This is a genomic window from Arthrobacter sp. K5 (assembly GCF_040448525.1).
Classification (GTDB): domain Bacteria; phylum Actinomycetota; class Actinomycetes; order Actinomycetales; family Micrococcaceae; genus Arthrobacter; species Arthrobacter globiformis.
In genome coordinates, this window is record NZ_CP159279.1 from 1,742,256 (window position 1) to 1,766,828 (window position 24,573).

General features: G+C 66.1%; 17 protein-coding genes, 1 tRNA gene and 1 pseudogene. 11 read left to right on the forward strand and 8 right to left on the reverse strand.

The features are described 5' to 3' along the window. Positions 1 to 99 precede the first annotated feature (99 nt). Complete coding sequence (locus tag ABRP34_RS07880; protein ID WP_353712779.1) at positions 100 to 1,773, reverse strand: AMP-binding protein; 1,674 nt, start codon at positions 1,771 to 1,773, stop codon at positions 100 to 102. A gap of 103 nt (positions 1,774 to 1,876) precedes the next feature. On the opposite strand from ABRP34_RS07880, the gene ABRP34_RS07885 reads away from it, so the two are divergent. Continuing rightward, positions 1,877 to 2,155 carry an antibiotic biosynthesis monooxygenase gene (locus tag ABRP34_RS07885; protein ID WP_003804267.1) on the forward strand — a complete coding sequence of 93 codons (279 nt, stop codon included), beginning with the start codon at positions 1,877 to 1,879 and terminating at the stop codon, positions 2,153 to 2,155. 113 nt (positions 2,156 to 2,268) lie between these two features. Here ABRP34_RS07885 and ABRP34_RS07890 read toward each other — a convergent pair whose 3' ends face one another. After that, complete coding sequence (locus tag ABRP34_RS07890) at positions 2,269 to 2,703, reverse strand: thioredoxin family protein (protein ID WP_003804265.1); 435 nt, start codon at positions 2,701 to 2,703, stop codon at positions 2,269 to 2,271. Between the two features lie 402 nt (positions 2,704 to 3,105). Here ABRP34_RS07890 and ABRP34_RS07895 point away from each other — a divergent pair, with 402 nt between their 5' ends. The 3 genes and pseudogenes from ABRP34_RS07895 (at position 3,106) to ABRP34_RS07905 (ending at position 6,793) form a co-directional block, all read left to right on the forward strand. Further along, positions 3,106 to 4,149 carry a LysM domain-containing protein gene (locus ABRP34_RS07895; RefSeq protein WP_353712780.1) on the forward strand — a complete coding sequence of 348 codons (1,044 nt, stop codon included), beginning with the start codon at positions 3,106 to 3,108 and terminating at the stop codon, positions 4,147 to 4,149. 294 nt (positions 4,150 to 4,443) lie between these two features. After that, a complete protein-coding gene (locus tag ABRP34_RS07900; RefSeq protein WP_353712781.1) occupies positions 4,444 to 5,313 on the forward strand; it encodes a hypothetical protein in 870 nt (289 codons plus the stop codon). A 263-nt stretch (positions 5,314 to 5,576) separates the two neighbouring features. Further along, a pseudogene (locus ABRP34_RS07905) lies at positions 5,577 to 6,793 on the forward strand (IS481 family transposase). A 25-nt stretch (positions 6,794 to 6,818) separates the two neighbouring features. On the opposite strand, the gene ABRP34_RS07910 reads toward ABRP34_RS07905, so the two are convergent. Then, positions 6,819 to 6,900 (reverse strand) — tRNA-Tyr (locus ABRP34_RS07910). 115 nt (positions 6,901 to 7,015) lie between these two features. Beyond that, on the reverse strand, positions 7,016 to 7,270 hold the full coding sequence (locus ABRP34_RS07915) for a hypothetical protein (protein ID WP_003804258.1): 255 nt from the start codon (positions 7,268 to 7,270) through the stop codon (positions 7,016 to 7,018). Between the two features lie 198 nt (positions 7,271 to 7,468). Between ABRP34_RS07915 and ABRP34_RS07920 the strand changes: the two genes are divergently transcribed. Together ABRP34_RS07920 and ABRP34_RS07925 are read left to right on the forward strand one after the other, a co-directional pair. Continuing rightward, entirely contained in the window at positions 7,469 to 7,960 is a 492-nt protein-coding gene (locus tag ABRP34_RS07920) for a YajQ family cyclic di-GMP-binding protein (RefSeq protein WP_003804256.1), read from the forward strand. A 157-nt stretch (positions 7,961 to 8,117) separates the two neighbouring features. Beyond that, on the forward strand, positions 8,118 to 8,576 hold the full coding sequence (locus ABRP34_RS07925) for a GNAT family N-acetyltransferase (protein ID WP_353712782.1): 459 nt from the start codon (positions 8,118 to 8,120) through the stop codon (positions 8,574 to 8,576). A 117-nt stretch (positions 8,577 to 8,693) separates the two neighbouring features. Here the strand turns inward: ABRP34_RS07925 and htpX are convergent, their stop codons facing one another. Then, positions 8,694 to 9,563, reverse strand: a complete 870-nt coding sequence (gene htpX, locus ABRP34_RS07930) for a zinc metalloprotease HtpX (protein WP_353712783.1) — start codon at positions 9,561 to 9,563, stop codon at positions 8,694 to 8,696. A gap of 40 nt (positions 9,564 to 9,603) precedes the next feature. Next, entirely contained in the window at positions 9,604 to 10,875 is a 1,272-nt protein-coding gene (locus tag ABRP34_RS07935; RefSeq protein WP_353712784.1) for an MFS transporter, read from the reverse strand. 76 nt (positions 10,876 to 10,951) lie between these two features. Between ABRP34_RS07935 and ABRP34_RS07940 the strand changes: the two genes are divergently transcribed. The 5 genes from ABRP34_RS07940 to ABRP34_RS07960 all read left to right on the forward strand — a co-directional run bounded on the left by ABRP34_RS07940 (position 10,952) and on the right by ABRP34_RS07960 (position 17,048). Next, on the forward strand, positions 10,952 to 11,425 hold the full coding sequence (locus ABRP34_RS07940; protein WP_003804243.1) for a Fur family transcriptional regulator: 474 nt from the start codon (positions 10,952 to 10,954) through the stop codon (positions 11,423 to 11,425). Between the two features lie 18 nt (positions 11,426 to 11,443). Continuing rightward, positions 11,444 to 12,925, forward strand: a complete 1,482-nt coding sequence (locus ABRP34_RS07945) for a catalase (RefSeq protein ID WP_003804241.1) — start codon at positions 11,444 to 11,446, stop codon at positions 12,923 to 12,925. A gap of 149 nt (positions 12,926 to 13,074) precedes the next feature. Beyond that, positions 13,075 to 14,301 carry a polysaccharide pyruvyl transferase family protein gene (locus ABRP34_RS07950; RefSeq protein WP_353712785.1) on the forward strand — a complete coding sequence of 409 codons (1,227 nt, stop codon included), beginning with the start codon at positions 13,075 to 13,077 and terminating at the stop codon, positions 14,299 to 14,301. A 7-nt stretch (positions 14,302 to 14,308) separates the two neighbouring features. Further along, positions 14,309 to 16,336 carry a DUF6541 family protein gene (locus ABRP34_RS07955; RefSeq protein WP_353712786.1) on the forward strand — a complete coding sequence of 676 codons (2,028 nt, stop codon included), beginning with the start codon at positions 14,309 to 14,311 and terminating at the stop codon, positions 16,334 to 16,336. 76 nt (positions 16,337 to 16,412) lie between these two features. Continuing rightward, positions 16,413 to 17,048, forward strand: coding sequence for a DUF2461 domain-containing protein (locus tag ABRP34_RS07960; RefSeq protein WP_353712787.1), 636 nt, complete (start codon positions 16,413 to 16,415; stop codon positions 17,046 to 17,048). Positions 17,049 to 17,122: 74 nt separating this feature from the next. On the opposite strand, the gene ABRP34_RS07965 is transcribed toward ABRP34_RS07960, so the two are convergent. Both ABRP34_RS07965 and ABRP34_RS07970 read right to left on the reverse strand, forming a co-directional pair. Beyond that, complete coding sequence (locus tag ABRP34_RS07965) at positions 17,123 to 18,676, reverse strand: amino acid permease (RefSeq protein ID WP_353712788.1); 1,554 nt, start codon at positions 18,674 to 18,676, stop codon at positions 17,123 to 17,125. A 222-nt stretch (positions 18,677 to 18,898) separates the two neighbouring features. Then, positions 18,899 to 24,403, reverse strand: a complete 5,505-nt coding sequence (locus ABRP34_RS07970; RefSeq protein WP_353712789.1) for a peroxidase family protein — start codon at positions 24,401 to 24,403, stop codon at positions 18,899 to 18,901. Between the last annotated feature and the right edge of the window lie 170 nt (positions 24,404 to 24,573).

The window sequence follows — 24,573 nt, forward strand, 5'->3', positions numbered from 1 at the left end:
CGCTCCGCAGACTGCGCGCGAACGGACAGTTGAGCCCCGGCTGCCGGGCCACAAGTGTGCGTTCGCGCCCAACAGCCGGGCCTCAAGTGTGCGTTCGCGCTAGAGGCCCAGCCGGGCGACGGCTTCCTCGCGCATCTCCACCTTGCGGACCTTCCCGGACACCGTCATGGGGAAGCTGTCACGCACGTCGACGTAGCGGGGCACCTTGTAGTGCGCCAGCTTGCCGCGGCAGAACTCGGCCACCGCCGCCGCGTCCAGCGGTTCGGCCCCGGGCTTGAGGATGATGCAGGCCATGAGCTCCTCGCCGTACCTGGCATCGGGCACCCCGATCACCTGCACATCCTGGATCGACGGATGCGTGTAGAGGAACTCCTCGATCTCGCGCGGGTAGATGTTCTCGCCGCCGCGGATCACCATGTCCTTCATCCGGCCCTCGATCACCACGTACCCGTCGTCGTCCATGCGTGCCAGGTCGCCGGTGTGCATCCAGCCGTCGGCGTCGATGGCCTCGGCCGTCTTGTCCGGCTGGTTCCAGTACCCCTGCATGACGGCGTAGCCGCGGGTGCACAGTTCACCGATCACGCCGCGCTCCACCACTTCCCCGGCCAGGTCCACGATCTTGCTTTCCAGCCGCGGCATGGTGCGCCCCACGGTTTCCGTCCGATGCTGCAGCGTGTCCCCGCCGCGGGTCATAGTGGACACCGGCGACGTCTCCGTCATGCCGTAGCAGATGGCCACGTCCTTCATGTTCATCTCGGAAATCACCCGGTTCATCACCTCAATGGGGCACAGCGAGCCGGCCATCACCCCGGTGCGGAGCGTGGAAAGGTCGTACGAGGCGAAGTCGGGCAGCGCGAGCTCGGCGATGAACATGGTGGGAACCCCGTACAGGGCGGTGCCGCCGAAATCCTGCACCGCCTCCAGTGCGGCGGCCGGCGTGAACCCGCGTCCCGGGATAATCGTCGCCGCACCGTGGCTCAGCGCGTTCAGGTTGCCGATCACCATCCCGAAGCAGTGGTAGAACGGCACCGGAATCACCACCCGGTCGTGCTCGGTGTAATTGAGCAGCTCACCGATGGAGTACCCGTTGTTGAGAATGTTGTGGTGCGTCAGCGTGGCGCCCTTGGGGAAGCCCGTGGTTCCGGACGTGTACTGCAGGTTGATGGGATCATGCGGGTCGAGGCCCGCCATGCGGGCCTTCAGTTCGGAATGCCCGACGGCGTCCGCCCGCTTGAGCAGCTCAGCGTACGTCAGCTCCTGCTCACCCAACGGGACTCCGGCGTCGAGCCCATCCATATCGAAGTCCGGCAGGAACACCAGCTCACGGAGGTCGGGGCAACCGGCGAGCGCCTGGCGTGCCATTCCCACGTAGTCGCTGTTCCGGTCCGACGGCGCCGTGACCAGCATCCGCATGCCGTTCTGCTTCACCACGAACTCCAGCTCGTGGCTGCGGTAGGACGGATTCACGTTGACCAGGACCGCCCCGATCTTCGCCGTGGCGTACTGCAGGATGGTCCATTCCGCGCAGTTCGGGCTCCAGATGCCGACCCGCTCCCCCTTCACGACGCCCAGGGCGAGGAGTGCACGGGCCAGGCGGTCGACGTCGTCGTTCAGCTTGGTGTAACTCCACCGGCGGGCGTCCGCCCCCGGCACGGCGGCAGCCTCGATCAGCGCGTCATGCAGGGGGAACTGCGCCACCACGCGCTCAAAGTTCTCGCCGATGGTTTCCTCGAGCAGGGGGACGTCCGCGTCCCCGGCGGTGTAAGCGCGCATGATGGCACGCTATCAAGCAGCCCGGTACTAGAGAAGCAAGACGGCCGGCCGGTTCGGTGTAACAGGTCCGGGCACGCCGTTGAGGGCCGGTATTGTGAAATCCATGAGTGCACCCATCGACCTGCAGGCCACGTTCATCCCCAACGACGGCGAGTTCTTCCGCGTGAAGCTCGCTCTGGAAATCGCCATTGACGAGGTAGTCAACGAGCCCGGCTGCATCCGCTACGAGCTCACCGAGGCGACGGAGGAGAAGCTGGTTCTGACCGAGCGGTGGGAATCGGAAGAGGCCCTCGACGCACACTCCAAAGGCATCGCCCTGCAGGACCTGAATGAATCCCTCAGCGCCCTCCTGGCCGAACCGGTCCAGGTGGAACGCCTCTAGTCCCCCACACCAAAACAACGTGGACCCACGCCCGCAGGTTTCCCTGGCGGCGTGGGCCCACGTTGCTGTTTAAGGAACGCTTGGATTAACGAGCGCTTGGAAGTCAGCAGTCTTTAGAAGTCGGGGATCTGCGAGCCGTCCTGGGGCCCGGCAGTCTTCGCGCTGTTGCCGGCCGCTGCGGCGGCCTCGGCCTGGGAGCGGGCCACGTGCGCGTGGACTTCCTCCATGTCGAGCGCCTTCACGGCGTCGATGACCTGCTCGAGCTGCGGGGCGGCCAGCGCACCCGGCTGCGAGAAGACGAGCACCTTCTCGCGGAATGCCATCAGCGTGGGGATCGAGGAGATGCCCGCCTCCGCTGCCAGCTGCTGCTCGGCCTCGGTGTCCACTTTCGCGAAGACGACGTCCGGGTGCTTCTCAGACACCGCGGAGTACGTGGGAGCAAACTGGCGGCACGGGCCACACCATTCAGCCCAGAAGTCCACCAGGACAATGTCGTTGCCCTCGATGGTCGATGCGAACTGTTCACCTGTGATGTCAACGGTAGCCATGGTTCAACCGTACGCGAGGCGTGTCCGTAAGTCCCGCGCGCGGGAGCCTTGTTCGCTCCCCGCGTCACCGGGAATATTCTGCGCCCGCCACTCGGGCTTAGGCACCCTGGGCAGTCTGCACTCCACGGCGCTCCACGCGAAACCTGCGGCTAATGCGGCAAAACAAGTGCCCTCTCCCGGAAAAACAGGTATTCCCTACTCGTGCGGGGCCCTGCCGTGCTTCCTACACTCGAATCAGGGCTGGGGCCGGCACGTTAGCGAGCAGCGTGCACCACTCATGAATAGCGGTCATGCGCCCCATATGCCCCGCTTCCGCCCTTGGGCCCGAGCGCCTCCTGTGTCTGCGCGTCACCGTCCGCCGCGCACCCGGAAACCCGCCTGCGCACGAAGCAAAGGTCGGCCATGAACCAACAGGCGACGCCAGATCCCCAGAACGCGTCTGGCCTCGACAACGATCAGCGGCGCCTTCCCCCGGCGCTGAGCACACCGGAGCCGGAAAGCTACGTCAGCCCTGTCCGGGGCCGGCATGCACCGCTGGCCGGCAGGCCCGCTGCCCGGCTGCTGCTCATTTCCGCTGCAGTGTCCGCCGCTCTGTTGGCGGCATCGGCGGGCGTCAGTGCGCTGGTGGCGTCCGACGGCGGGAACCCGGCTGCCGCCGTCGGCCAACCGGCCGCCGTCGAACAGCCCGCACCCGCGACGTCGTCCGCGGCAGCCGCCGCACCAGCCGCCAGCGTGCCGGCCGCCAGCGTGCCGGCCAAGGCCGTGGCCGCGGCACCGGCCACCACGGCGCAGGCCAAACCTCCGTCGAAGCCAACTGCCAAGCCGCCGACCAAGGCGACAGTAAAGGCGCCCCTGAAAACCGCAACCGTCCGCAACGTTGCGCCGGCCCCTGCGCCCAAGCCCACCACCTACCGGGTGGCTGCCGGCGACACGGTCAGTTCCATCGCGGCACGCTTCAACGTCAGCACCGGCGGTGTGCTGGCAGCCAATGGCCTTGGCCCCAGCTCCGTCATTGTTCCGGGCCAGGTGCTCAAGCTCAGCGGCCCCGCGTTGTCCGCACCGGCTCCCGCTCCGGCCCCAGCGCCCGCACCGGTTCCTGCACCGGCACCGGCTCCTGCGGTGCGGACCATCTATGTGGCTGGCGCCGGCGGCCAGGCGATGGTGGACAGCTGCATCGGGCCCATCCACTTCACGCCCACCGACGGATACTCGCTCTTCATCACCGAGCACGACTTCTGTGGCGGCTGGGCCCGGTTCTCAGGAATCAGCGTCGGTGAGCGCGTCGACCTCCCGGGCTACGGCTCGTACCGGGTCTCGGCCCGGGGCCAGGTGCCGAACCCCGGCACCACCAACGACGTCGCCGCGGTGTTCGGCGGGTTCCCGCGGGCAGTCCTGCAGACCTGCATTCCGGGCACCACCCAGATGCTAGTCATCGCGCTCAACTGACGGCGCCGATGAATCCTTCCGTAGCCTGGCCGGGCTTTGCTCTACACTCGAAGTCAGTCCTAGCGGGCGTAACCGCAGCAGCACACATCGCACCCCAATGACGGGAGGCACACCATGCGCCGCAGTCGTCTTATCGCCGGAACGTCCGTTTTCCTCCTGGGCGTTGCTGGTCTCTGGGCCGTGTCCCTCGCTTTCGGCAGTGGTGACAACGGTGAGGGGGTGCCACAACCAACTGCGACTCAGGCTGCGCCACGCCCACCGTTACCCACCGAGACCGCCGTACGTTCTGGTGACGTGAGGATCGCTGCTGTCGGTGACATGAACGGCGAGAACTCGTTTGCACGCGATAGCCCGTCCGGGCGGAACGGAGCGGCGATCACTGCGCTCGTGCAGAACAAGCAGATTGACGCGTTCCTGGGGTTGGGGGACTTCCAGTACGACACCCCGTACTGCGCTGACTACGTGAAGTACTGGACGCCGCTTTGGGGTGGCACAAAACCCAAGCTGTACTGGGTGTCCGCACCTAACCATGACTGGCAACCCGGACGGAACGAAGACCTCGACAACTTTATGAACGGCCAATGCCCCGGTGCCCCCGCGAAGGCTGCAATCAACCAGGAGCGTGGGTTCATCAGGAACGGGCAACCGTACTCGAAGGACTTCGGAAACTGGCACTTCGCGTTCCTGTCGTCCGCGCACTGGCGGTACAGCCCGACACAGGCGCAGACGTTGACGGCGTGGCTGGACAAAGACCTCGCTACCGCGCGGGCCGCGGGTAAGCACCTGGCGGTCGTGCACCACGACCCGTACTTCACGTCGGACACCGCCGGACATCGCCGGTCCACTGACCTCAAACCGTGGATCGACGTGATGTGGAAGCACCGGGTGCGGCTCACCCTGTCTGGCTCACAACACAATTACGAACGCTCATGTCCGGTCAACAACGCCGACCAGTGCGTCGGCGACGGGATGACTGCGTTCCAGATTTCCACGGGAGGTATCGGTCTCCGATCCTTCACTAGCAGTCCGCCGTACATCGTGAAGCGGTTCAGCGACACTCACGGTTTCCTCAGGATGACACTCCGCGCCAACGGGTCTTTCGACTGGAACTTTGTTCCAACGTCCGGGTCTGGCACGGACGCAGGCACCCGTCCCGCACCGTAGTAAGAGCCACCGCAAGAGGGAGAGCCACCGTTTCTTCCTGCCGGCCGCATTCTTCCTCCCGGCCGCTTTCTTCCTCCGATTGAGGGCATGAAAAAACCCGCCTTTCCTACCTATTGGTAGGTCAGACGGGTTCTCCCGTGGGTGGCAGATGAGGTGTCTAGTTTCACGACATAGTTGACACATGAGTCGGGACATTGTTGACAGGTGTCGCATGACCGGTGAGTCGGGACATAGGTGACACTTCGGGGTTGCTTGGATGACTCATGTCGAAGCAGAAAGTCATCGTTCTCGCCGTCACCGTCCAAGGCCTGAGCAAGGCCGAAGCAGCCCGCAGATACGGGGTGAGCAGGCAGTGGGTCCACGAGCTGCTCACCCGGTACCGCACCGGCGGTCTGGACGCGGTCGAAGCCCGCTCACGGCGGCCGAACAGCAATCCCCGCAGCACCGGCGCCGACATTACTGCCCGGAGCCTGGCCCTGCGCGCCAGCCTCACCGACGCCGGCCTGGACGCCGGCCCGGTCACCATCGCCTGGCACCTGGAACGAGAAGGACTGCAGCCGCCCTCGACCTCCACGATCCGCCGCATCCTGCACACCTCAGGCATGATCACCCGCGAACCGAAGAAACGGCCCAAAGCCTCCCTGCACCGCTTCGAGGCCCACCAGCCCAACGAGACCTGGCAGTCCGATTTCACCCACTGGTCCCTGGCCGACGGAACCGACATCGAGATCCTGAACTTCCTCGATGACCACTCCCGCTACCTGCTCGCCTGCACCGCCTACCGGCCCGTAACCGTCACCGCCGTGGTGACCACGTTCCTCACAGCGGCCGCCGAACACGGGCTCCCGGCCTCGACCCTGACCGACAACGGCATGGTCTACACCACCCGCCTGGCCGGTGGCCGAGGCGGACGGAACGCCTTCGAACACCAACTCCACGCCCTGGGCATCACCCAGAAAAACGGCTCCCCGAACCACCCCCAGACCCAGGGCAAGATAGAGCGGTTCCACCAAACCCTGAAGAAATGGCTGACCGGGCAGCCGCGCGCCCACACGCTCGATGACCTCAACGAACAGCTGGAAAAGTTCCGGCACATCTACACCACGAACGCCCGCACCGGGCCCTGGGCCGCCGCACACCGGCCACCGCCTACACCGCAACCCCCAAGGCAGCACCCGCAGGCGCCAAACAGGGAGACCACTGGCGCCGGCGCATCGACCGTGTCGACCAGTTCGGGAAACTCACCCTCCGCCACGCCGGCCGGCTCCACCACATCGGGATCGGCCGGGCCCACGCCAGCAAACACGTCCTGATGCTCATCCGCGACGCCGACGTCACCATCAGCGACACAACCACCGGAGAGATCATCCGCGAACTCACCATCGACCCCACCCGGGACTACCAGTCCCGAACATCCGGGCAAAGAAAAACACCCCGGTCCGAAGACCGGGGTGTCAACGATGACCCGACTCATCCGTAAAGGATGTCTCGACTCACCACATGGGTGGCAGATGAGGGATTCGAACCCCCGTAGGCGTTGCCAGCTGATTTACAGTCAGCCCCCTTTGGCCGCTCGGGTAATCTGCCGAACTTCAAAAGAAGATCACCACGGCTTTGTTTCCATCACCGCGGCAAGACAACCTTACAGAACTTCTGCCGAAGAATAAAATCGGGGATCCGCAGTCCCGAAATCCGCGGAAAATCAGGCTTCGCCAAGGATCCGGCCGGCAAGCTTGGCCTCAAACCGCAGCGCCTGCTCCTCGGTGATTTGGTTGAGCTGCACTGCCCGCTGGAGATCCGCCTGCACTCCCTCCAGCCGGGTCGACGCGTCAGCTACGGGGCTGAGAATGATGGATGCCGCCACGGCAGCGGCGGCCACGGAGGAGGCGGCGGTGGCGATGGTCCCGGCGGCTGCGGCGGTGGACCTGGTGACGTAGCGGACGGCCTTATGGGTCATTGCTTTCCTTCCGAGCGGCTTCCAACTGCTACAACTGTGGGCGCCGAAACTTCGTTCCCGCCATGACTCGGCTATGAGTGAACTGTGAATGGCGCCCACCTTCACATCCTTGCCATCCGTACTACGCTGGAATCCAGATATCACACCCTGCCCGGAGCCTCACCGCCCGGGCGACGCATGCACCAGCAAAGGAGAGTCATGGCAGGCGAGTCCACATTCGACGTCGTAAGCAAGGTAGACAAGCAGGAGGTGGCCAACGCGCTGAACCAGGCGCAGAAGGAACTCGCCCAGCGGTACGACTTCAAGGGCGTCGGTGCCGAGGTCGACTTCAGCGGCGAAAAGATCCTGATGAAGGCGAACTCAGAGGAGCGCGTCCTGGCTGTCCTTGACGTGCTGCAGTCCAAGCTCATCCGCCGCGGCATCTCACTCAAGTCCCTGGACACCGGCGAGCCCTACGCATCCGGCAAGGAATACCGGCTCGAGGCCTCCATCAAGGAAGGCATCGCACAGGACCTCGCCAAGAAGATCAACAAGCTCATCCGCGACGAGGCCCCGAAGTCCGTCAAGTCCCAGATCCAGGGCGATGAACTCCGCGTCACGTCCAAGTCCCGCGACGATCTGCAGGCCACCATGGCACTGCTGAAGGACTTCGACGAGGCAGACCTGCAGTTCGTCAACTTCCGCAGCTAGGAAACGTCCGCAGCTCCCGCCGACCGCATACCGCACACGTGTCGACCCGGAAACGGTCTCGCGACGCGCCAACGGGCTGCCGACACTGGAATTCGGGTGTCGGCAGCCTGTTAGCGCGTCATGGGCAACGTTCCGTGTCGCGACGAAAGGACAGAGCATGAAGTTCGCGGTCACCCCTGAACCGTGGGACGCCGAGGACGGGGCGAGGCTCCGCAGCATGCAGCGGAGTGAACTGGACGCCCGCTACGGCAGCGACGACCACGAGCCGGGTTCCGCGCCCAGCGCCGAGGACATCACCGTGTTCTTGGTGGCCCGGAACCGCGAGGGGACAGCCATCGCCTGCGGCGCCCTGCGCCGGCTGGACGCCGCATCCGCGGAGATCAAGAGGATGTTCGTGCTGCCCCACCACCGCGGAAGCGGAGCCGCCACGGCGGTTTTGCGAAGCCTGGAAGCCGAGGCCGCCCGCCTGGGCCTGAGCGAGCTCAAGCTGGAAACCGGCACAGCCCAGCCCGACGCCATCCGCTTCTACGAGCGCGAGGGCTACCGCCTGATCGACAACTTCGGGCCCTACGCGGGCGAGCCGCTGTCCGTCTGCTACGCCCGCTCGCTGGTCTGATGACGCGCAACTGATCAGGCGACGCGCATCTTTCCGCTCGCTACGGGTATTCCAGCCGCGCCGGGCATTATGCGCGTCGCATGGTGCGGTGCGCGTCGCCGGGTACGACGGCGGCCGTCAGCCGAGCGGCCGGCCCGCCATCCGCTCAAGGCGGCTGATGCGGTCCTGCATCGGCGGGTGCGTCGCGAACAGCTTGCTGAGCCCGCCGCTGCGGAACGGGTTGGCGATCATCAGGTGCGAGGCGTTGACCAGCCGCTGGTCCGGCGGGAGCGGTGCGGCCTGGACGCCCTGGTGGATCTTGCGCAGGGCGGAGGCGAGTGCCAGCGGATCGCCGGTGAGCTGCGAACCGTCCTCGTCGGCGTCGTACTCCCGGGTACGGGAGATGGCCACCTGGATCAGTGAGGCTGCCAGCGGTGCCAGCAGCGCCATGGCGATGAGGGCCAGCGGGTTCGAATTACGCCTGTCCCCGCCGCCAAAGAACAGCAGCATCTGCCCCACCGAGGTGATAACGCCGGCAACCGCCGCGGCCACGGACGAGGTCAGGATGTCACGGTTGTAGACGTGCATGAGCTCGTGGCCGAGGACACCTCGAAGTTCCCGTGGGGTGAGAAGCTGCAGGATCCCCTCCGTGCAGCAGACGGCCGCGTTCTGCGGGTTCCGCCCGGTGGCGAAGGCGTTGGGCGCCATGGTGGGCGAGACGTAAATCCGCGGCATCGGCTGGTTCGCACGGACGGAGAGCTCCCGGACCATCTGGTACAGCTGCGGTGCCTGGGCTTCGGTGACGGGGTAGGCCTGCATGGAGCGTAGTGCGATCTTGTCGCTGTTCCAGTAGCCGTAGGCCGTGGTCCCCACGCCGATCAGCGCCATGATCAGGATCGGGGCCGAGCTGCGGGTATTGGCGGCGATGAGGGCGCCCAGGCCCAGCAGGATCGCCCACAGCACGCCGAACAGCGCCGCCGTTTTCAGTCCGTTGTGGTGATTGTGCAATTTTTCCTCCACAGCTCAGAAGTCGGAACCGGCACCTCCGCTACGGAACGGGATTCCGCGCGTCGTACTTGAGGAAGCCGGATTCCCACCGCGCCACCATCCAGGCCACCACGATGCACAGGAGGCCGCCGAGCAGCAGGACCCAGCCCTCACTAAGAATTTTAGTGCCGCCGCCTGCCAGCATGTCGCCCAGCCTCGGCCCGCCGGCGACCACCACAATGAAGACTCCCTGAAGCCGGCCGCGCAGGTGGTCGGGGGTCGCCGCCTGCAGGATAGTGGTGCGGAAGACTGCACTCACCGAGTCCGCAATGCCCGCCAGGCCGCAGCATATCGCCGCCGGAACCAGCCAGAAGGTCACGCCGCCGGAGCCGGACCGCCCGGCCAGCACCACCACGAGGCCGAACGCAGCAAAAGAAGCGCCCCAGCCCATGACCGACCACACCACCGCGGCCCCCTGCCGCCGCACCGCGCCGAGCGGCCCGGAAAAGAGGCCGGCGAGGAAGGCGCCCACCGCGACGGATGCCAGCAGGATGCCCACTGTGGTTTCCCCGCCGCCGATCATGAGGGCGCCGATGGCGGGTAGCAGCGCCCGCGGCTGGGCGAGGATCATGGCGATGAGGTCGAGGATAAACGTCATCCGCAGGTTGGGCCGCGTACCCAGGAACCGGAATCCCTCCACCACGGACCGCATACCGGCCCGGCCCGCCGCCTCGCCAGGCGGCATGGGAGGGAGTTTCAGCAGGGCCCAGAAGGCAAAGACGAAGCTGACGACGTCCAGCGTGTACGTCCACCCGAAGCCGACGCTGGCCACCAGGACACCGGCGAGCAGCGGCCCCGCCGTCATGGACAGCCCGAACGTCACCATGTTCAGTGCGTTGGCGGCCGGCAGGAGCTCTTTCCGCAACAGCGCGGGAATGATGGCGCTGCGGGCAGGCTGGTTGATCGCCTGGGCACCGCTCTGCACGGCCGCGAGGGCGTACAGCAGCCACACATTGCCCACCTGCAGCCACGCCTGGAGGGCGAGCCCGCCGGTGGTCAGCCACAGCACTGCGGACGACAGAAGAGCCACCGTCCGGCGGTCGTGGGAGTCGGCGATTGATCCGCCCAGCAGTCCGCCCAGCACCAGTGGCACCAGGGCAAAGATGCTGAGCAGCCCGACGTACAGGCTGTCCTGGGTGAGCCGGTATACCTCCAGGCCGACCGCCACGAGGGTGAGCTGGCTGCCCACATTGGAGACCGCCGACCCCAGCCACAGCCGCCGGAAATCAGGGCTCTCGCGCAGCGGAGTGATGTCAGCCAGAAGTTTTCCCACCCGGCAACTCTAGTCTCAGCAGGAACTTAGCCTCGCCTTATTGTGATCTAGTCAAAATAAGTGTTTCAATGGAGTCATGACCGATCACCCGGAAAGCCACGAAGCATGGGCCGCGGCCCTGCGCGCCCACGGCCGCCGGGTGACTAAGCAGCGGCTGGCGGTCCTGGCCGCCGTCGAGCATCACCCGCACTCCCCGGCGGAAAACATCCTTGCGGCTGCCCGCGAGGAACTGCCGGAACTGACGGCGCAGTCCGTGTACGTGGTGCTGGGTGATCTCACTGACCTGCAGATGCTGCGCAGATTCGAACCTCCGCATTCCCCGGCGCTGTATGAAACGCGGGTGGGAGACAACCACCACCACGCAATCTGCATCAGCTGCGGGCGGGTGGAGGACGTTGACTGCGCTGTCGGCCATGCCCCGTGCCTGACCCCGCACTGGAGCGAGAATTCCCACCCCATGACCATCCAGATCGCGGATGTCATGTACCAGGGGATCTGCGGAGAGTGCCAGCGGGCCCAAAAACTTCCTGCAAACGTAAATGACAAGTAATTAAGAAATAGGAGAACAATGACTGCCATTTCGACGACCCAGTCAGGTGCCCCGGTTACGTCCGACGCGCACTCCAAGGCTGTCGGCGCCGACGGTGCCATCATCCTGACCGACCACTACCTGGTCGAGAAGCTGGCCCAGTTCAACCGCGAGCGGGTTCCGGAGCGTGTGGTGCACGCCAAGGGCGGCGGCGCCTTCGGCACGTTCAAGGCCACCGAGGACGTTTCCAAGTACACCAAAGCCGCGTTCCTGCAGCCCGGTGTTGAGACCGAGATGCTGATCCGTTTCTCCTCCGTCGCAGGCGAGAACGGTTCCCCCGACACCTGGCGTGACCCTCGCGGTTTCGCGGTGAAGTTCTACACCTCCGAGGGCAACTACGACCTCGTGGGCAACAACACCCCGGTGTTCTTCATCCGCGACGGCATCAAGTTCCCGGACTTCATCCACTCCCAGAAGCGCCTGCCGGGCACGCACCTGCGTGACGCCGACATGCAGTGGGACTTCTGGACCCTGTCCCCCGAGTCCGCCCACCAGGTCACCTGGCTGATGGGTGACCGCGGCCTGCCCGCCTCCTGGCGCGAAATGCAGGGCTACGGCTCGCACACCTACCAGTGGATCAACGCCGAAGGCGAACGGTTCTGGGTCAAGTACCACTTCCACTCCAACCAGGGCGTGAAGAACATCACCGGTGAAGAAGCCGAGGCCCTCGCCGGCTCGGACGCGGACTTCTACATCCGCGACCTGCACGAGAACATCGAAGCCGGCAACCTGCCCTCCTGGGACCTGCACGTGCAGGTCATGCCCTACGAGGACGCCAAGACCTACCGCTTCAACCCGTTCGACCTGACCAAGGTCTGGCCGCACGCGGACTACCCGCTGATCAAGGTCGGCACCATGGAACTGAACCGGAACCCGGAGAACTACTTCGCGCAGATCGAACAGGCCACCTTCGCGCCGTCGAACTTCGTGCCCGGCATTGCCGCGTCCCCGGACAAGATGCTCCAGGCCCGGATCTTCTCCTACGCCGACGCACACCGTTACCGCGTGGGCACCAACCACGCCCAGATCCCGGTGAACCAGCCGAAGAACCAGGTCAACAACTACAGCCAGGACGGCGCGGGACGCTTCCTGTTCAACGCTCCCTCCGTGCCGGTCTACGCACCGAACACGTTCGGTGGCCCCGCTGCGGTTGAACCGGCTGCTGTTGGCGGCGGCTGGGAGAACGACGGCGAGCTGACGCACGCCGCTCACTCCCTGCACGCCGAGGACGGCGACTTCGTCCAGGCCGGCGCGCTGTACCGCGAGGTTTACAACGACGCCGAAAAGGCCCGCTTCCTTGACACCATCACCGGTGCCGTGGGCGGAGTGAAGCGCTCCGACATCAAGGAACGCGCCATCCAGTACTGGACCAACGTCGACGCCGAACTCGGCGCCAAGCTCCGCGCGAACCTCGGCGCAGCACCGCTCTCTGACGCTGAGGCTGCCAACAAGATCGGCTAACAGCACCAGATAGCAACACAGGAACCCCGCCCACGGCACAGTGACCCGCTCACGGCCGCGGCGGGGTTCCCTGCGTCTGGGCAGCGCAGGCTGAGCCTGCCCCGGCGCCGACACCGGCTTCCCGGCTGCAGGACGATATAGTCGTCAGCATGCAGTCGGGTCCCATTTATCTGATCGGCCCTTCGGGCAACCCCAATTTCGGCGACGAATTCATCGCCGCCGCGTGGCTGAAATACCTTGCCGAAGTGCGGCCCGACGCCGACGTCTGGCTCGACTGCCCGCAGCCGGGCCTGGCGCAGGTCCTTTTCGATGGACTCCACCCGCGCCTGCGCGTCACGAACACCGTGTGGCGGCTGGTGCACGAGACCGCTGAACTTCCGCTGGAGGACGCAGCCGAGACCATCAGGGCCCGCGTCACCGGCCTGGGCTCCCCCTCCTACGACCTCGGCCTGCTCAAGCTGCGGGAAGCCGAGTCCCTGCACCTCATCGGCGGCGGCTTCATCAATGAGAACTGGTCCCACCACGCCGGACTCGTACTGGCGATGCGTGCCGTGCACGGGATGACGGGCGCCCGCCTCATCGCCACCGGCCAGGGACTCATGCCCGCACTGACCTCCGCCCCGGCCGAACTGCCCCTGTTCCAGGACTTTGCGCACGCGGCGGGCCGGGACGAAGCCGGCGCCCTGGCCTACGGAATCACCCAGGAACTGGACGACGCCTTCCTGGGGGTCACCGCCGAATTGGCGCGTTCCACCGCCGAACCCGGCCTCTATGTCTGCATCCAGAGCGACACGGCCGATCCGGAGCGGTTCGAAACTGCCGTGGAGCTGGCGAGGGCCGCCGTCGAAAAGGCTGTGGCCGACGGAGCCAAGGCCTATTACGTCGAAGCCATCCCTGGCGCCGACCGCGTCGCCTACGAACAGCTGGCGGACCTCATTCCGGAAGAACGGTTCCTGCCGTTCCTGCACATCTGGGCCCACGGCCTTCCGCTGTCCGCCCACCAGACCTGGGTGACAAGCCGCTTCCACTTCCACCTGCTGGCAGCGTCGGCGGGGGCCCGCGGCCTCGCCGTCGGAATGAAGAAGGGGTACTACGACGTCAAGCACGAGTCGCTGGCTTCGCTGGGCAGCGGCTGGTCACTCGCGCTGGATAGTGAGGACCCCGGCATCCCTGAGAGCCGGGGTTCGCTGCGCGACGAGCTGCCGGCCTTGGTGGCACGCAAGCGTGCCGAAGCGGATAAAATCTATCCGCCGCTGCCGGGCCAGTCGGCGTCCGGGACGCCGGGATCCCCGACGGCCGGGTCACTGACGGCCAGGCTGTTCAACAAGGCACTAGCGGCACCGCGGCGTAGCAGGATCCGGCCCGGAGCGCTCTGAACTGACCATGCTTGATTGGCTTTTCGGGCTGGCCCCCTCGGCCCCGACCGTCCTGTTCCTGACCGCCGCATTTTTCCTGCCGGGACTACTGGTTCTGCTGCCGCTAAAGCCAGGCTGGCCGGCGGCCATCGCCCTCAGTCCGGCCGTCACCCTGTTGATGTATCTGGCCGGCAGTTTCCTGGCGGCCGCCGTTGGCCTGCCGTGGAACATTGCCACGGCCGCGCTGGCTGCCCTGCCGCTTGTCGTCACTGCCTGGCTGGCCGGCAGGCGGTTCGCCTTTGGAGAGCCTCTGTGGCCTGAGGGCCTGGGCCGGCCGGCGACACTGGCGGTGGCCGCGGGGGTTGCCGTCGGAGCCGGGGTGACCTGCCTGGCCATCCTTCGCGGAATCGGGGACCCTGCCACTGCCTCGCAGGGCTGGGACCCGATCTTCCACCTGAACGCGTTGCGGTGGATCCAGGAAAGCGGCGAGGCCACCCCGTGGAGCATCGCCCCCATTTTCGGTGCAGGCACCGCCACCTATTACCCCGCAGGCTGGCATGGCGCTGTGGCCCTCGTTCCAGGCAGCGTGTCGGAAGCGGCCAATCTGTCCTCCATCGTCATCGGCGGGCTGATCTGGCCGGCCGGCCTGGCCTTCCTGGCCACAGCCGTGCTGCCGCGGCACCCTGCGGCCTGGGCTCTGACGCCGCTGATCGCGGCCTCCTTCGTCAGCTTTCCCTTCTCGCAGCTCCTCCGCAGCGGCCAGTGGCCCAACGGCCTGGCCACCGCCCTTGTGCCGGCAACCCTTGCCGTGGCCGTCCTGATGCTGCGCCGCCTGACATCCGCCCGGCGGGCGGAAACGCCGGCCCGGGAAAAGATCCTGCTGGCAGCCGTCCTTCTCGCCCTCCTCGGCGGCTGTGCAGCGGCGCACCCCAGTGCCCTGTTTGCCACGGCCGTCGCGCTTCTGCCCTTTGTGGCCGCCCGCTTCCTGCCGCTGCTGGTGCGGGGCGTGCGGCGCCGTCCCCTGCCGACGCTCGGGGCTGCGGTGGCGGCGGCAGTGCTTGCCACGGCGGCATGGTCGGTGCTGGCCAACTCACGGCTGCTGGCGGGTGTCATGGCCTACCGCCGGGCCGTACGGGCCGTGGTCCCGGATTCCCTGTCCCTTGCCTTCTTCGACCTTCCCCGCTTCCCGGCCCTCTCCCCGCCCGCCCCGGACGATTTCAACGTGGCCGTGGGGCTGCTGGTGATTCTTGGCGCGGTGGTGGCCGCTTTTGTCCGGGAAGCGAGGCCGCTCGCCGTCGCCTGGCTGGCCTTCGTGGGACTCTACGTGCTCGCCGCGGGACCCGAAAACGGGCTGCGCTGGCTGACAGGCGTTTGGTACAAGGACACCCAGCGGATCGCGCCGTTCATCGCCATGACGGGGAGCCTGCTGGCGGCCCTGGCCATTGCCGTGGTGACCGGCGCCGTGGTACGGGCCCTGTCCGCCCGGCTGCCGCGGACAAACACATCAGGAAGGTGGCCCGTTCCCGCCGTCCTGTTCACCGTGGCCGTGGTCGCGGTTACCGGGGCGCTTTACGTCGGTTCCGGGAGCTATCGGTCGGTGGAACGCGTGGCGGTGGCCGCACAGAACTATTCTGTCTCGAACAAGCCGGGAACCGGCGTGCTGTCCAGCGGGGAACAGGCCTTCATCGAGAGGTCGGGTGCCATGCTGCCTGCAGATGCGGTGGTGATCGGGGATCCGTTCAACGGCGAAACGTACTTCTATGCGCTGACGGGACGGCACGTCGTCTACACCCAGCTGGGTGCGCCCACCGCCGGCAGCGCGGCCAAGGAACTGCTCCGCACCGGCTTCAACCGGCTGGGAACCGACCCCGCGATCTGTGACGCGGTGCGCAAGGTCGGCGCCACCCACTTCTACGAGGACGCCCCCGGCGCGTCGCACGGCAGTGTCAGCCTGAGCCGATGGCCGGGCTTCTACAACGTCCCCACGGACCGGGGCTTTGAAAAACTGGCTTCTGCAGCGGGCCGCACGCTGTACAGCATCACGGGCTGCCGCTGATTTCCACATAGGCCGGTGTTCCACATAGGCAGGTGCGGCCGTGGCCGGAGGCGCCGGCTAACCCTAGGCTTCATCCATGAGCACATTCGAGGGCATCCCCGCCGCGGCAACCAAGTTCTACGCTGAGCTGGAGGAAAACAACAACCGCGACTGGTGGCAGGCCCACTCCGCGGTGTACCAGGAATCTGTCAAGGGCCCGCTCCAGGCACTCCTCGCCGATCTTGAGCCACGCTTTGGCCCGGGCAAGATTTTCCGCCCCAACCGTGACGTCCGCTTCTCCCCGGACAAGTCCCCCTACAAGACCGCCCAGGGTGCCTTCGCCTCCTATCAGGAAGGCGTGGGCTACTACATCCAGATCAGCGCAGACGGCCTGCTTGTTGGCGGCGGCTACCACTCGCATTCACCCGCGCAGCTGGTCCGTTACCGCAATTCCGTGGATGCGGGAAACACCGGCGAACAGCTGCAGCACATCGTGGATGCCATCGCGGCGGCCGGATTCGCCATCGAAGGCGAGAAACTGAAAACCGTGCCGCGTGGCTTCCCGAAGGACCATCCCCGCGCCGAGCTGCTGAAGCACAAGTCGCTCTCCGCCGGTGTCACCCTCGGGGAACCCGAATGGCTCGGCTCAGCGGAGGCGGAACGCGAGATCGCCGCCCGCTGGGAACAGCTCCGCCCGCTGGTGGACTGGGTGGGGCGGCATGCCGCCCCGTAACAGAACCACCAGCGGGCGGGCGCCCACGTGGATCGGGTCCGGCTAGACCTTGGTCAGGCTAGACCTTGGTCAGGCTAGACCTTGGTCAGCGCGTCATCGTCGTCGTCCCGGTCGTCGAGGTCCCCTGCAGTGCCGTTCACCGCGGCTTTGGCGCCGGCGAACTTCTCGTTGAGGCGGGAGTGCCGCTGTCCGTAGGCGAAGTAGATGGCAATGCCCACCACCAGCCAGATGCCGAAGAAGATCCAGGTTTCCACGGCGAGGTTGGTCATCAGGTACAGGCACAGCACCGCGGACAGGACGGGAATTACCTTGCCGAACGGTACGCGGAAGGCCGGCTTCAGGTCGGGGCGCTTCCTGCGCAGCACGATGATGCCCAGGCTGACCATCACGAAGGCGGACAGGGTGCCGATGTTGATCATCTCCTCGAGCAGGTCCACGTTGGTGAGTCCGGCAACCAGGGCAACCGCGGCGCCGCAGATGATCTGCAGGCGGGCCGGCGTCGAACGCTTTTCGCTGGTCCTGGACAGCGAGCGCGGCAGGAGGCCGTCGCGGCTCATGGCCAGCACCACGCGGGCAAGGCCCATGAGCAGCACCATGATCACAGTGGTCAGGCCCACAAGGGAACCGAAGGCGATCACCTTCGCGGCATCGGTGTTGCCGACAGCCTCGAAGGCAGTGGTGAGCGTGGGGCTCTCAGCCTCGGCAAGCTGCGTGTACGGGACCATGCCGGTCAGTGCGAGGGACACCAGGATGTACAGCAGCGTCACCAGCGCCAGCCCGCCGAAGATGCCGCGGGGCAGGGTCTTCTGCGGGTTCTTGACCTCTTCCGCGGAGGTGGCCACGACGTCGAAGCCGATGAAGGCGAAGAAGACCAGCGCGGCGCCGGCGAAGATCCCCAGGGTGCCGTACTGCGCGGGCGCGGCGCCGGTGAGGAAGCCGAAGAACGACTGCTTCATGACGTCGGCCGCACCCGCATTGGCCGTCGGTTCGGAGGCCGGGACGAAGGGGCTGTAGTTGGAAAGCTTCACATAGCTGAAACCGACGATGATCACGAACACCACCACGCCGATCTTGATCAGCGTGAAGATGTTGCCGACGCGGGCGGAGAGCTTGGTTCCGAGGACCAGCAGCACGGTGAAGACGGCAACGATGAGGAAGGCGCCCCAGTACAGGTCAACCCCGCCGAGCGAGATGGCTGGCGGCATGTCCACGCCCATCAGGGCGAAGACTTTGCTGAGGTAGATGCCCCAGTACTTCGCGATCACCGCTGCCGCGGTGAAGAGCTCCAGGATGAGGTTCCAGCCGATGATCCAGGCAAGAATCTCGCCCATGGTGGCGTAGGTGAAAACGTACGCGGAGCCGGCCACCGGGATGGCGGTGGCGAACTCGGCGTAGCACATGATCGCCAGGGCGCAGGTGACGGCGGCGACCACGAAGGAGATGGTGACGGCGGGGCCCGCGAAGTTTGCAGCGGCCTTGGCGCCCACGGAGAAGATGCCGGCACCGACGGCAACAGCGACGCCCATGATCATCAGGTCCCAGGTGCTTAGGGAGCGCTTCAGCTTGCGTCCGGGCTCATCGGCGTCGGCAATTGACTGCTCGATGGATTTGGTCCGGAAAAGGTTCATTGGAGGTCCACAGTCCTGATAGGGGATGGAAACAGACCTATCAAGGATAGTGTCCATCCAGTGGACGGCCACATTTGTCCCGAATACTGAGACGGACGGGACGCAAAACCACGCCCGGCCCTCCTCCGCGCTGCGGCTGCGCGGTGTGGTGGAGGGCCGGGCGTGGTGTCCCGGGGGACGGTTGGCGGCCCCCTGTCAGGAACCGCCAACCGGCCAACTGAATTACCCGGCGCCAGTCCGGAAGGTCCAGGACCGGAAGGCAAGCGGGTTGCCGGCCAGGTCCAGTACGGAGGACGTTGCCATGGTGTAGGTGGTGTTGGCTGCGAGGGTCGCCGACGGGTTGAGCGTCGCCGTCCTCGTGGCCGCGTTGTACGTCACCGTCGCTGTCACTACAGGTCCTGCGAGGGTGCCGCGCCGCAGGACCACGGTTGCGGTGTTGACGTTCGTCACGGGCTCGCTGTAGCGGACCAAGACGTTCGCCGTCCTGCTCACATTGTTGGCGCCGATACCTGGGGTAACGGAGAGAACAGTCGGAGCGGGACCGGTGGTGAACTGCCATGAGGTGAACGCGATGGTGTTGCCTGCGGTGTCGCGGACCGAGGAGACAGCCAGCGAGTACGTGCGGTCAGCCAGGAGGGTGGCGTTCGGGTTCACCGTCGCCGTCCGGGTCGCGTTGTTGTACGTGACCGTGGCGGGGATGACGGTGGTGCCGAGCCGCAGTACCACGGTGCCTGTGGTGACGTTCGCCACCGGCTCACTGAAGGTCACGCTCAGGTTGTTCGTCTGACTGACGGACGTGGCGCCCGCGGCGGGCGTCCTGGCAGTGATCGTCGGTGCCACGAACTCGGTCCGCGGTGTGATCAGCGGTGTACGGGCCGAAGCTGCTCCCGTGCCTGCCGCGTTGATCGCCGAGACATCGAACGTGTAACCGGTGCCGTTGATCAGTCCGGTCACCACCGTGCTCGTGACGTTCCCGACGATGTCCTCGCGGGCCGGAGTGGCACTCGCTCCCACGAAGACGCGGACCCGGTACTGGGTGACCGGTGCGCTTGGTACCGCCGCGGGGGCCGTCCACCGTACCGTGGCCTGGGCATTGCCGGCGGTTGCCGTGCCGATCGCCGGAGCGCTGGCAAGAACGGGAGCCGACGGAGTGACCGGGTTGGACAGTGCCGAGAAGGCGCTGGTGCCGATTGCGTTTACTGCCCGGACCTGGAACCGTACAGGGGTTCCGTTGGTCAGACCCGTCACCACCAGGCTGGTGGCATCGGCGTCTGCCGTCTGGAGTGCGCCAACCTGCGTTCCGGCTGCATTGACCACCCGCACCTCGAAGCTGGTGGCGATACCGCCTGCTGCCGGGGTGAAGTTGACCGTTGCCTGGCCGTTGCCGGCCGTTGCTGCGCCGATGACGGGCGCCGACGGTGCAACGGTGTCGGCGAACACGAGCCGTTCGACGTTCCGTACGGTATCGGTACCGTCAGTGCCCACGTTGTCGGTCACCGTGGTGGTGGAACCCGGGGAGCCGAGGGTGCCGTCGCCGCCGGTGGTGGTGACCGTGTAGTCGGCTTCCGGACCGGTGAACACTGCCGAGTCGATGCCGCCGGAGCCCGTGAGGATCTCGCGGACGGCCACGATGTTGCCGGGGTTCACGGTTCCCGCGAAGACTGCTTCCTGGAGCGTCGGTCCCGTGAGGTTGCCGTTGGCATCCTTCAGGTACCGGCTGGTCATGGCGCTCTGCCCCAGCGCTTCAATGCTGGCGCTGCCGATCTCGGTCGCCGGGTTGTTCGGGTCGGTGCGGACACTAAGCCGGACACCGAGGTACCGGTCGCCGTCGATGATGTCGTCAGCGCCGCGTCCCTCGAGGAGGTCTGAGCCGCCGCCGCCAAGGAGGATGTTGCCATCGCCCCAGACGTTCGAACCGGCCGTGAGCAGCGGGCAGTCCTTGCCTGCTGATGCCGCAATAACCGTATCCGCCGGGGTGTTCAGCGCCGGCACCAGGTCGTCGAGGCCGGCGATGCGGTCAAGACCCTCCTGGTTCAGCACGTTGCAGCCGATGAATCCGCCGCCTCCAACGGCACTGGGGACGACGTCGTCGCCGCGCACCTTGTCATCGAACTTCCAGCCGGATGCGGCCTCGAGTTCGTTGAACTTGTCACGGACATCGACCTGCAGGATGTCAAGCGGAACAAGCGGCAGGGCAAGGTCCAGGTCCTGCGGCTGCGGGTCGCCCTGGCCGGTCTCCCAGTCGTAGCCGGAGGCTCCGGCGACTTTCTCAATGCCAGGACCGCCGACGCCGATGTCGTCGCCGCCCTCCATGTCGTAGTCGTCGTCGCCGCCCTGGCCGACGAGGATGTCGTGTCCGGGCTTTTGCGAATCATCCAGGAAGAACAGGTTGCCGCTGTCGCCCTGCATCAGGTCGGGCTGGTCTCCACCCTCTTCCCAGTCGTCGCCGCTGTCGCCGAATGCGGCGTCAAGGCTCTGACCGAGCATGATGAAGTCGTCACCGGTTCCACCGAAGGTCTCGTTGGCATTGGCTCCGCCGTTGGTGAAGTCCTTGCCATCGCCACCCATGAGGATGTCCAGGCCCGGGCCGGCGTCGAGCGCGTCATTGCCCGGTCCGCCCTTCGGAACATCGTCGCCGGCGAGGTCGGTGATAATGTCATCGCCTTCGCCACCGAGCGCGACGTCGGCTCCGTCACCACCCTCGATGATGTCGTTGCCTTCACCGCCCCAGAACGTGTCGCTGTCGTTTCCGCCGTAGACGCGGTCCACGCCGGCGGTGCCGTTGTAGACGCTCTGCCCGTTGATGCCGGAGGGATCGACGGTGTTCCTTGCACGGTACTTGATCGTGCCGTCGGACATGCGGATCAGCAGATCCGCCTCACTGCACTCTGAGTCCGGGTCATCGGCTACGGTGTTGCCGGATGCTGCAAAGCCGTCGGTGGTGCCGGCGAGCTTCTTCAGTTCGAACTTGCAGTCCGAGGTGGCGAACGAATCGGCCTTCAGAGTGTGCACATTCGTGTTGCGCATCATCATCTCGGCGAAGGAGTTGCCCTCCAGCTGCGCCCGGAGGTTCATGCCCGGGGTGCGCGCCAGGTAGTACAGCCGGTCGCCGTTCTGCAGGTCGGTCAGCTGGTTCTCAAAGACGTAGTTGAACGTGCTGCCCAGCAGGCCTCCGAACACTACCGTCTGTTCCGCGAGGCCGCCGATCCAGAGGTCGACGTTGTCGAGGCCGGTGATTGAGCTCGTGCCGTCGTTGACCCAGGCGTCCGTGCTGTTCATGAACGCTGCGGCGTCGGCCGGAGGAACATCTCCGGCAGCAGGGCTGACGATCAGCCGAGCAGCTTCCCTCTTGGCCGCGGCCGTGGTTGCCCCGGTGATGGACGGGTGCAGGCCGTAGGCAGCGACGAAGTTGACGAGCGACTCCGGGTGCTTGAGGTTCTCGCCGAAGTCCACCCAGTTGGTGTAGGGCTTCAGCTGGCCGTCATTCGTCTTGTTGAAGATCTCACGGCGAAGGACGTTCAACCGCGGAATGCCTTCAGAACGTGCCCGCGTCATGTTGATCGTTGCGAGGTCCAGGGGCAGGCCCAGCAGGTTGTTGCGGAGCGTGTCAGTGACGAACTCGTCCAGTTCGTTGCCCGCCTGGTCCGACATTCCCATGATGATGCTTCCGGCGGCCTCTTCCGAGGTCAGCGGCCCGGCGGGCCCGCCATTGGTGTACTCGGGCGGGTTGAGGAAGCCGTCAAGCAACGAGATGTCGTTCTGGCTGCCCTTGGTGTCATCGGACGTGCCGAACACCGTGTCGGGGCCGGCCCCGTCCTCGTTCCGGCGGGAGATCGTTTCGGTCAGCATGGAGTGGCCGAAGCGGTAAACGGCGTGGGCGAATTCAGCCTTGACCGCGGGGTTGAGCTCCGTCTGGGTGAATGCAAACGGCTCGAAGGGGTTGATCGCAGGCTGAACCTTGCGGGCGAACTCCTCGAAGACCAGGTGCTGGTACTCCATTTCCGTGATGAACCGTGCGGCCTGGAAGAGGCGCTCGCCGTTCCAGCCGCTGGCGCCGGACGCCAGCTTCCATTCGGCCAGTGCTGCCGTGCCGCTCGCGGACGTGTCGTTGGTCAGCACGCTCTCGATGTCGTCGACGAGCCGGTCGTGCTCGGAGTGGAAGATCTGGTGGATGGCGGTGAGGCCGATGTTTTCGTTGACGCGCCCGTCGCCGGCGATGAAGTGCGCGTTCAGCATCTCGTCGTCGTAGGTGCCGGGGGCCTGGCTGGCGAAATCGGCCGAGGGCGTCGTGTCCGGGTCCGGCGCGGGAGTCACCTTTGCTGTCGCCGGGTTGTGGTCGGTGTCCTGCGGGGACGGGTCCGCGTTGTGTGCGATGTCCGTCAGGAACGGGGTGTCGAAGTACTTGACGTTGGCCGGCACGAGCGTGCCGAGGCCGCCGTTGTCAGCGCGGTTGGCTTCCACGAGTCCGGTGGCGGTCACGAACTGCGGCAGGCCGCGCGCCGGGCCGGGGATGAACTTGCCGTAAGGGTCCGCCGCCATCATCGGAACGTTCAGGACGTCCTTGTCCAGCAGCTGGATGCCGAGAAGCGCCGAGGCCTGGGCCTTGGTGGTGGCCCAGGTGGCCATGCCGCCAGCGGTGGGGCCGGCAGGTCCGCCGAGCAGCTTGCCCGTTGCGACCGGCTTGGCGTCCGTGTTGTTCACGTATTCACGCAGGAAGACCTGGTGGGACGCGTGCGAGGTGTAGGTCTGGCTCTGGTCGACCCAGGGCGAGTCCGTGTTGTTTGCATCCTGGACGTCGTCAGCGCTTTCATCGGCGGCAGTCGCGGGGTTGTCCCCCAGGACACCGTCCGCACCGGGCTGGTTCTGGCCCCGGGTCAGCACCATGAAGCGCAGGTTCGGATCGAGGTCGTCCCCGTTGCCGGAGATGTGGTCCGGGCCCGCGATCAGGGGGTCGTCATCCTTGAGCGGAACAAAGACGGTTCCGCCGCTCTTGACGGTCTGGTCCACGCCGTGGTCAAAGAACTGCCCGAACAGGGTGAACATCGAGTTGTAGGGCGGGGAGAGGCCGACGTCGGTGGTCACGTTCTCGATGAACAGCGTGCTGTGGGACGGGACGCAGTCTGCGGGAACGCCGACAACGGGCGGGGTGGCCAGAGGATCCGGGTCCGTGGTGCAGGGAACGACGCCCGTGTTGCCCTGGGTCCGGACCGGGTTGCCCGCCGCGGCGACCGCCGCCGGGTTGGTCGAGGTCTGGTCCACGATCAGGTTGCTGATCACGCGGGGTTCGGAGTCGAAGACGTTGCCCTTCTTCTGCGCGTACGACGTCGGCTGGGAAGGCCCGAACGCGGAAGGCGAGTTCTCGGCACTCTTAAAAACGGGGGTGGTCAGGCGGGGGAACTTCTGGTCGGCTGCACCGAACGTTTCCTGGCCCGGCTGGAGGTTGTTGCATGACCCGTCCACCGTCCGGAGCCCCTGGGAGACCAGGGGGCTCGGGATCTGGTTGGGGCCCGTGCCAATCAGCGCGCCGCAGGGGCCGGTGGCCGAGGTCGTATTGGCCACATGTGCTTCAGCGATCTTGATCTGCTTCAGGATGAAGGAAAGATCGGAGGGGGTGATGGTGAAACCCTCTCCCACCGGCGCCTGCACCGCGTTGGCCGCCACCAGAGGCAACCCCATGGCGATTGGCATCATCAATGTGGTTACTGCCGCCACCGTCCGAATGGACATGGCCTGTTTGCGGTGCTTCTTGCGTCGATGACGCCGGTTCGTGGGTGGATCGGTGGGTGATGCAGATCGACTCTGATCCGCGCCCCCGTCTGACTTCCAGGCTGAGAGTTTCATGGCACACCTGCCGCTAGGAGGGATGTAACCGTGCCATCGTGCGGTGGCCTGCCCGT

Coding starts and splice junctions, on each gene's coding strand:
- ABRP34_RS07890 (WP_003804265.1), bottom strand. CDS start 2,703: ATGGCTACCGTTGACATCACAGGTGAACAGTTCGCATCGACCATCGAG.
- ABRP34_RS07955 (WP_353712786.1), top strand. CDS start 14,309: ATGCTTGATTGGCTTTTCGGGCTGGCCCCCTCGGCCCCGACCGTCCTG.
- ABRP34_RS07950 (WP_353712785.1), top strand. CDS start 13,075: ATGCAGTCGGGTCCCATTTATCTGATCGGCCCTTCGGGCAACCCCAAT.
- ABRP34_RS07960 (WP_353712787.1), top strand. CDS start 16,413: ATGAGCACATTCGAGGGCATCCCCGCCGCGGCAACCAAGTTCTACGCT.
- ABRP34_RS07920 (WP_003804256.1), top strand. CDS start 7,469: ATGGCAGGCGAGTCCACATTCGACGTCGTAAGCAAGGTAGACAAGCAG.
- ABRP34_RS07880 (WP_353712779.1), bottom strand. CDS start 1,773: ATGCGCGCTTACACCGCCGGGGACGCGGACGTCCCCCTGCTCGAGGAA.
- ABRP34_RS07915 (WP_003804258.1), bottom strand. CDS start 7,270: ATGACCCATAAGGCCGTCCGCTACGTCACCAGGTCCACCGCCGCAGCC.
- ABRP34_RS07965 (WP_353712788.1), bottom strand. CDS start 18,676: ATGAACCTTTTCCGGACCAAATCCATCGAGCAGTCAATTGCCGACGCC.
- ABRP34_RS07895 (WP_353712780.1), top strand. CDS start 3,106: ATGAACCAACAGGCGACGCCAGATCCCCAGAACGCGTCTGGCCTCGAC.
- ABRP34_RS07940 (WP_003804243.1), top strand. CDS start 10,952: ATGACCGATCACCCGGAAAGCCACGAAGCATGGGCCGCGGCCCTGCGC.
- ABRP34_RS07945 (WP_003804241.1), top strand. CDS start 11,444: ATGACTGCCATTTCGACGACCCAGTCAGGTGCCCCGGTTACGTCCGAC.
- ABRP34_RS07970 (WP_353712789.1), bottom strand. CDS start 24,403: ATGTCCATTCGGACGGTGGCGGCAGTAACCACATTGATGATGCCAATC.
- ABRP34_RS07925 (WP_353712782.1), top strand. CDS start 8,118: ATGAAGTTCGCGGTCACCCCTGAACCGTGGGACGCCGAGGACGGGGCG.
- ABRP34_RS07885 (WP_003804267.1), top strand. CDS start 1,877: ATGAGTGCACCCATCGACCTGCAGGCCACGTTCATCCCCAACGACGGC.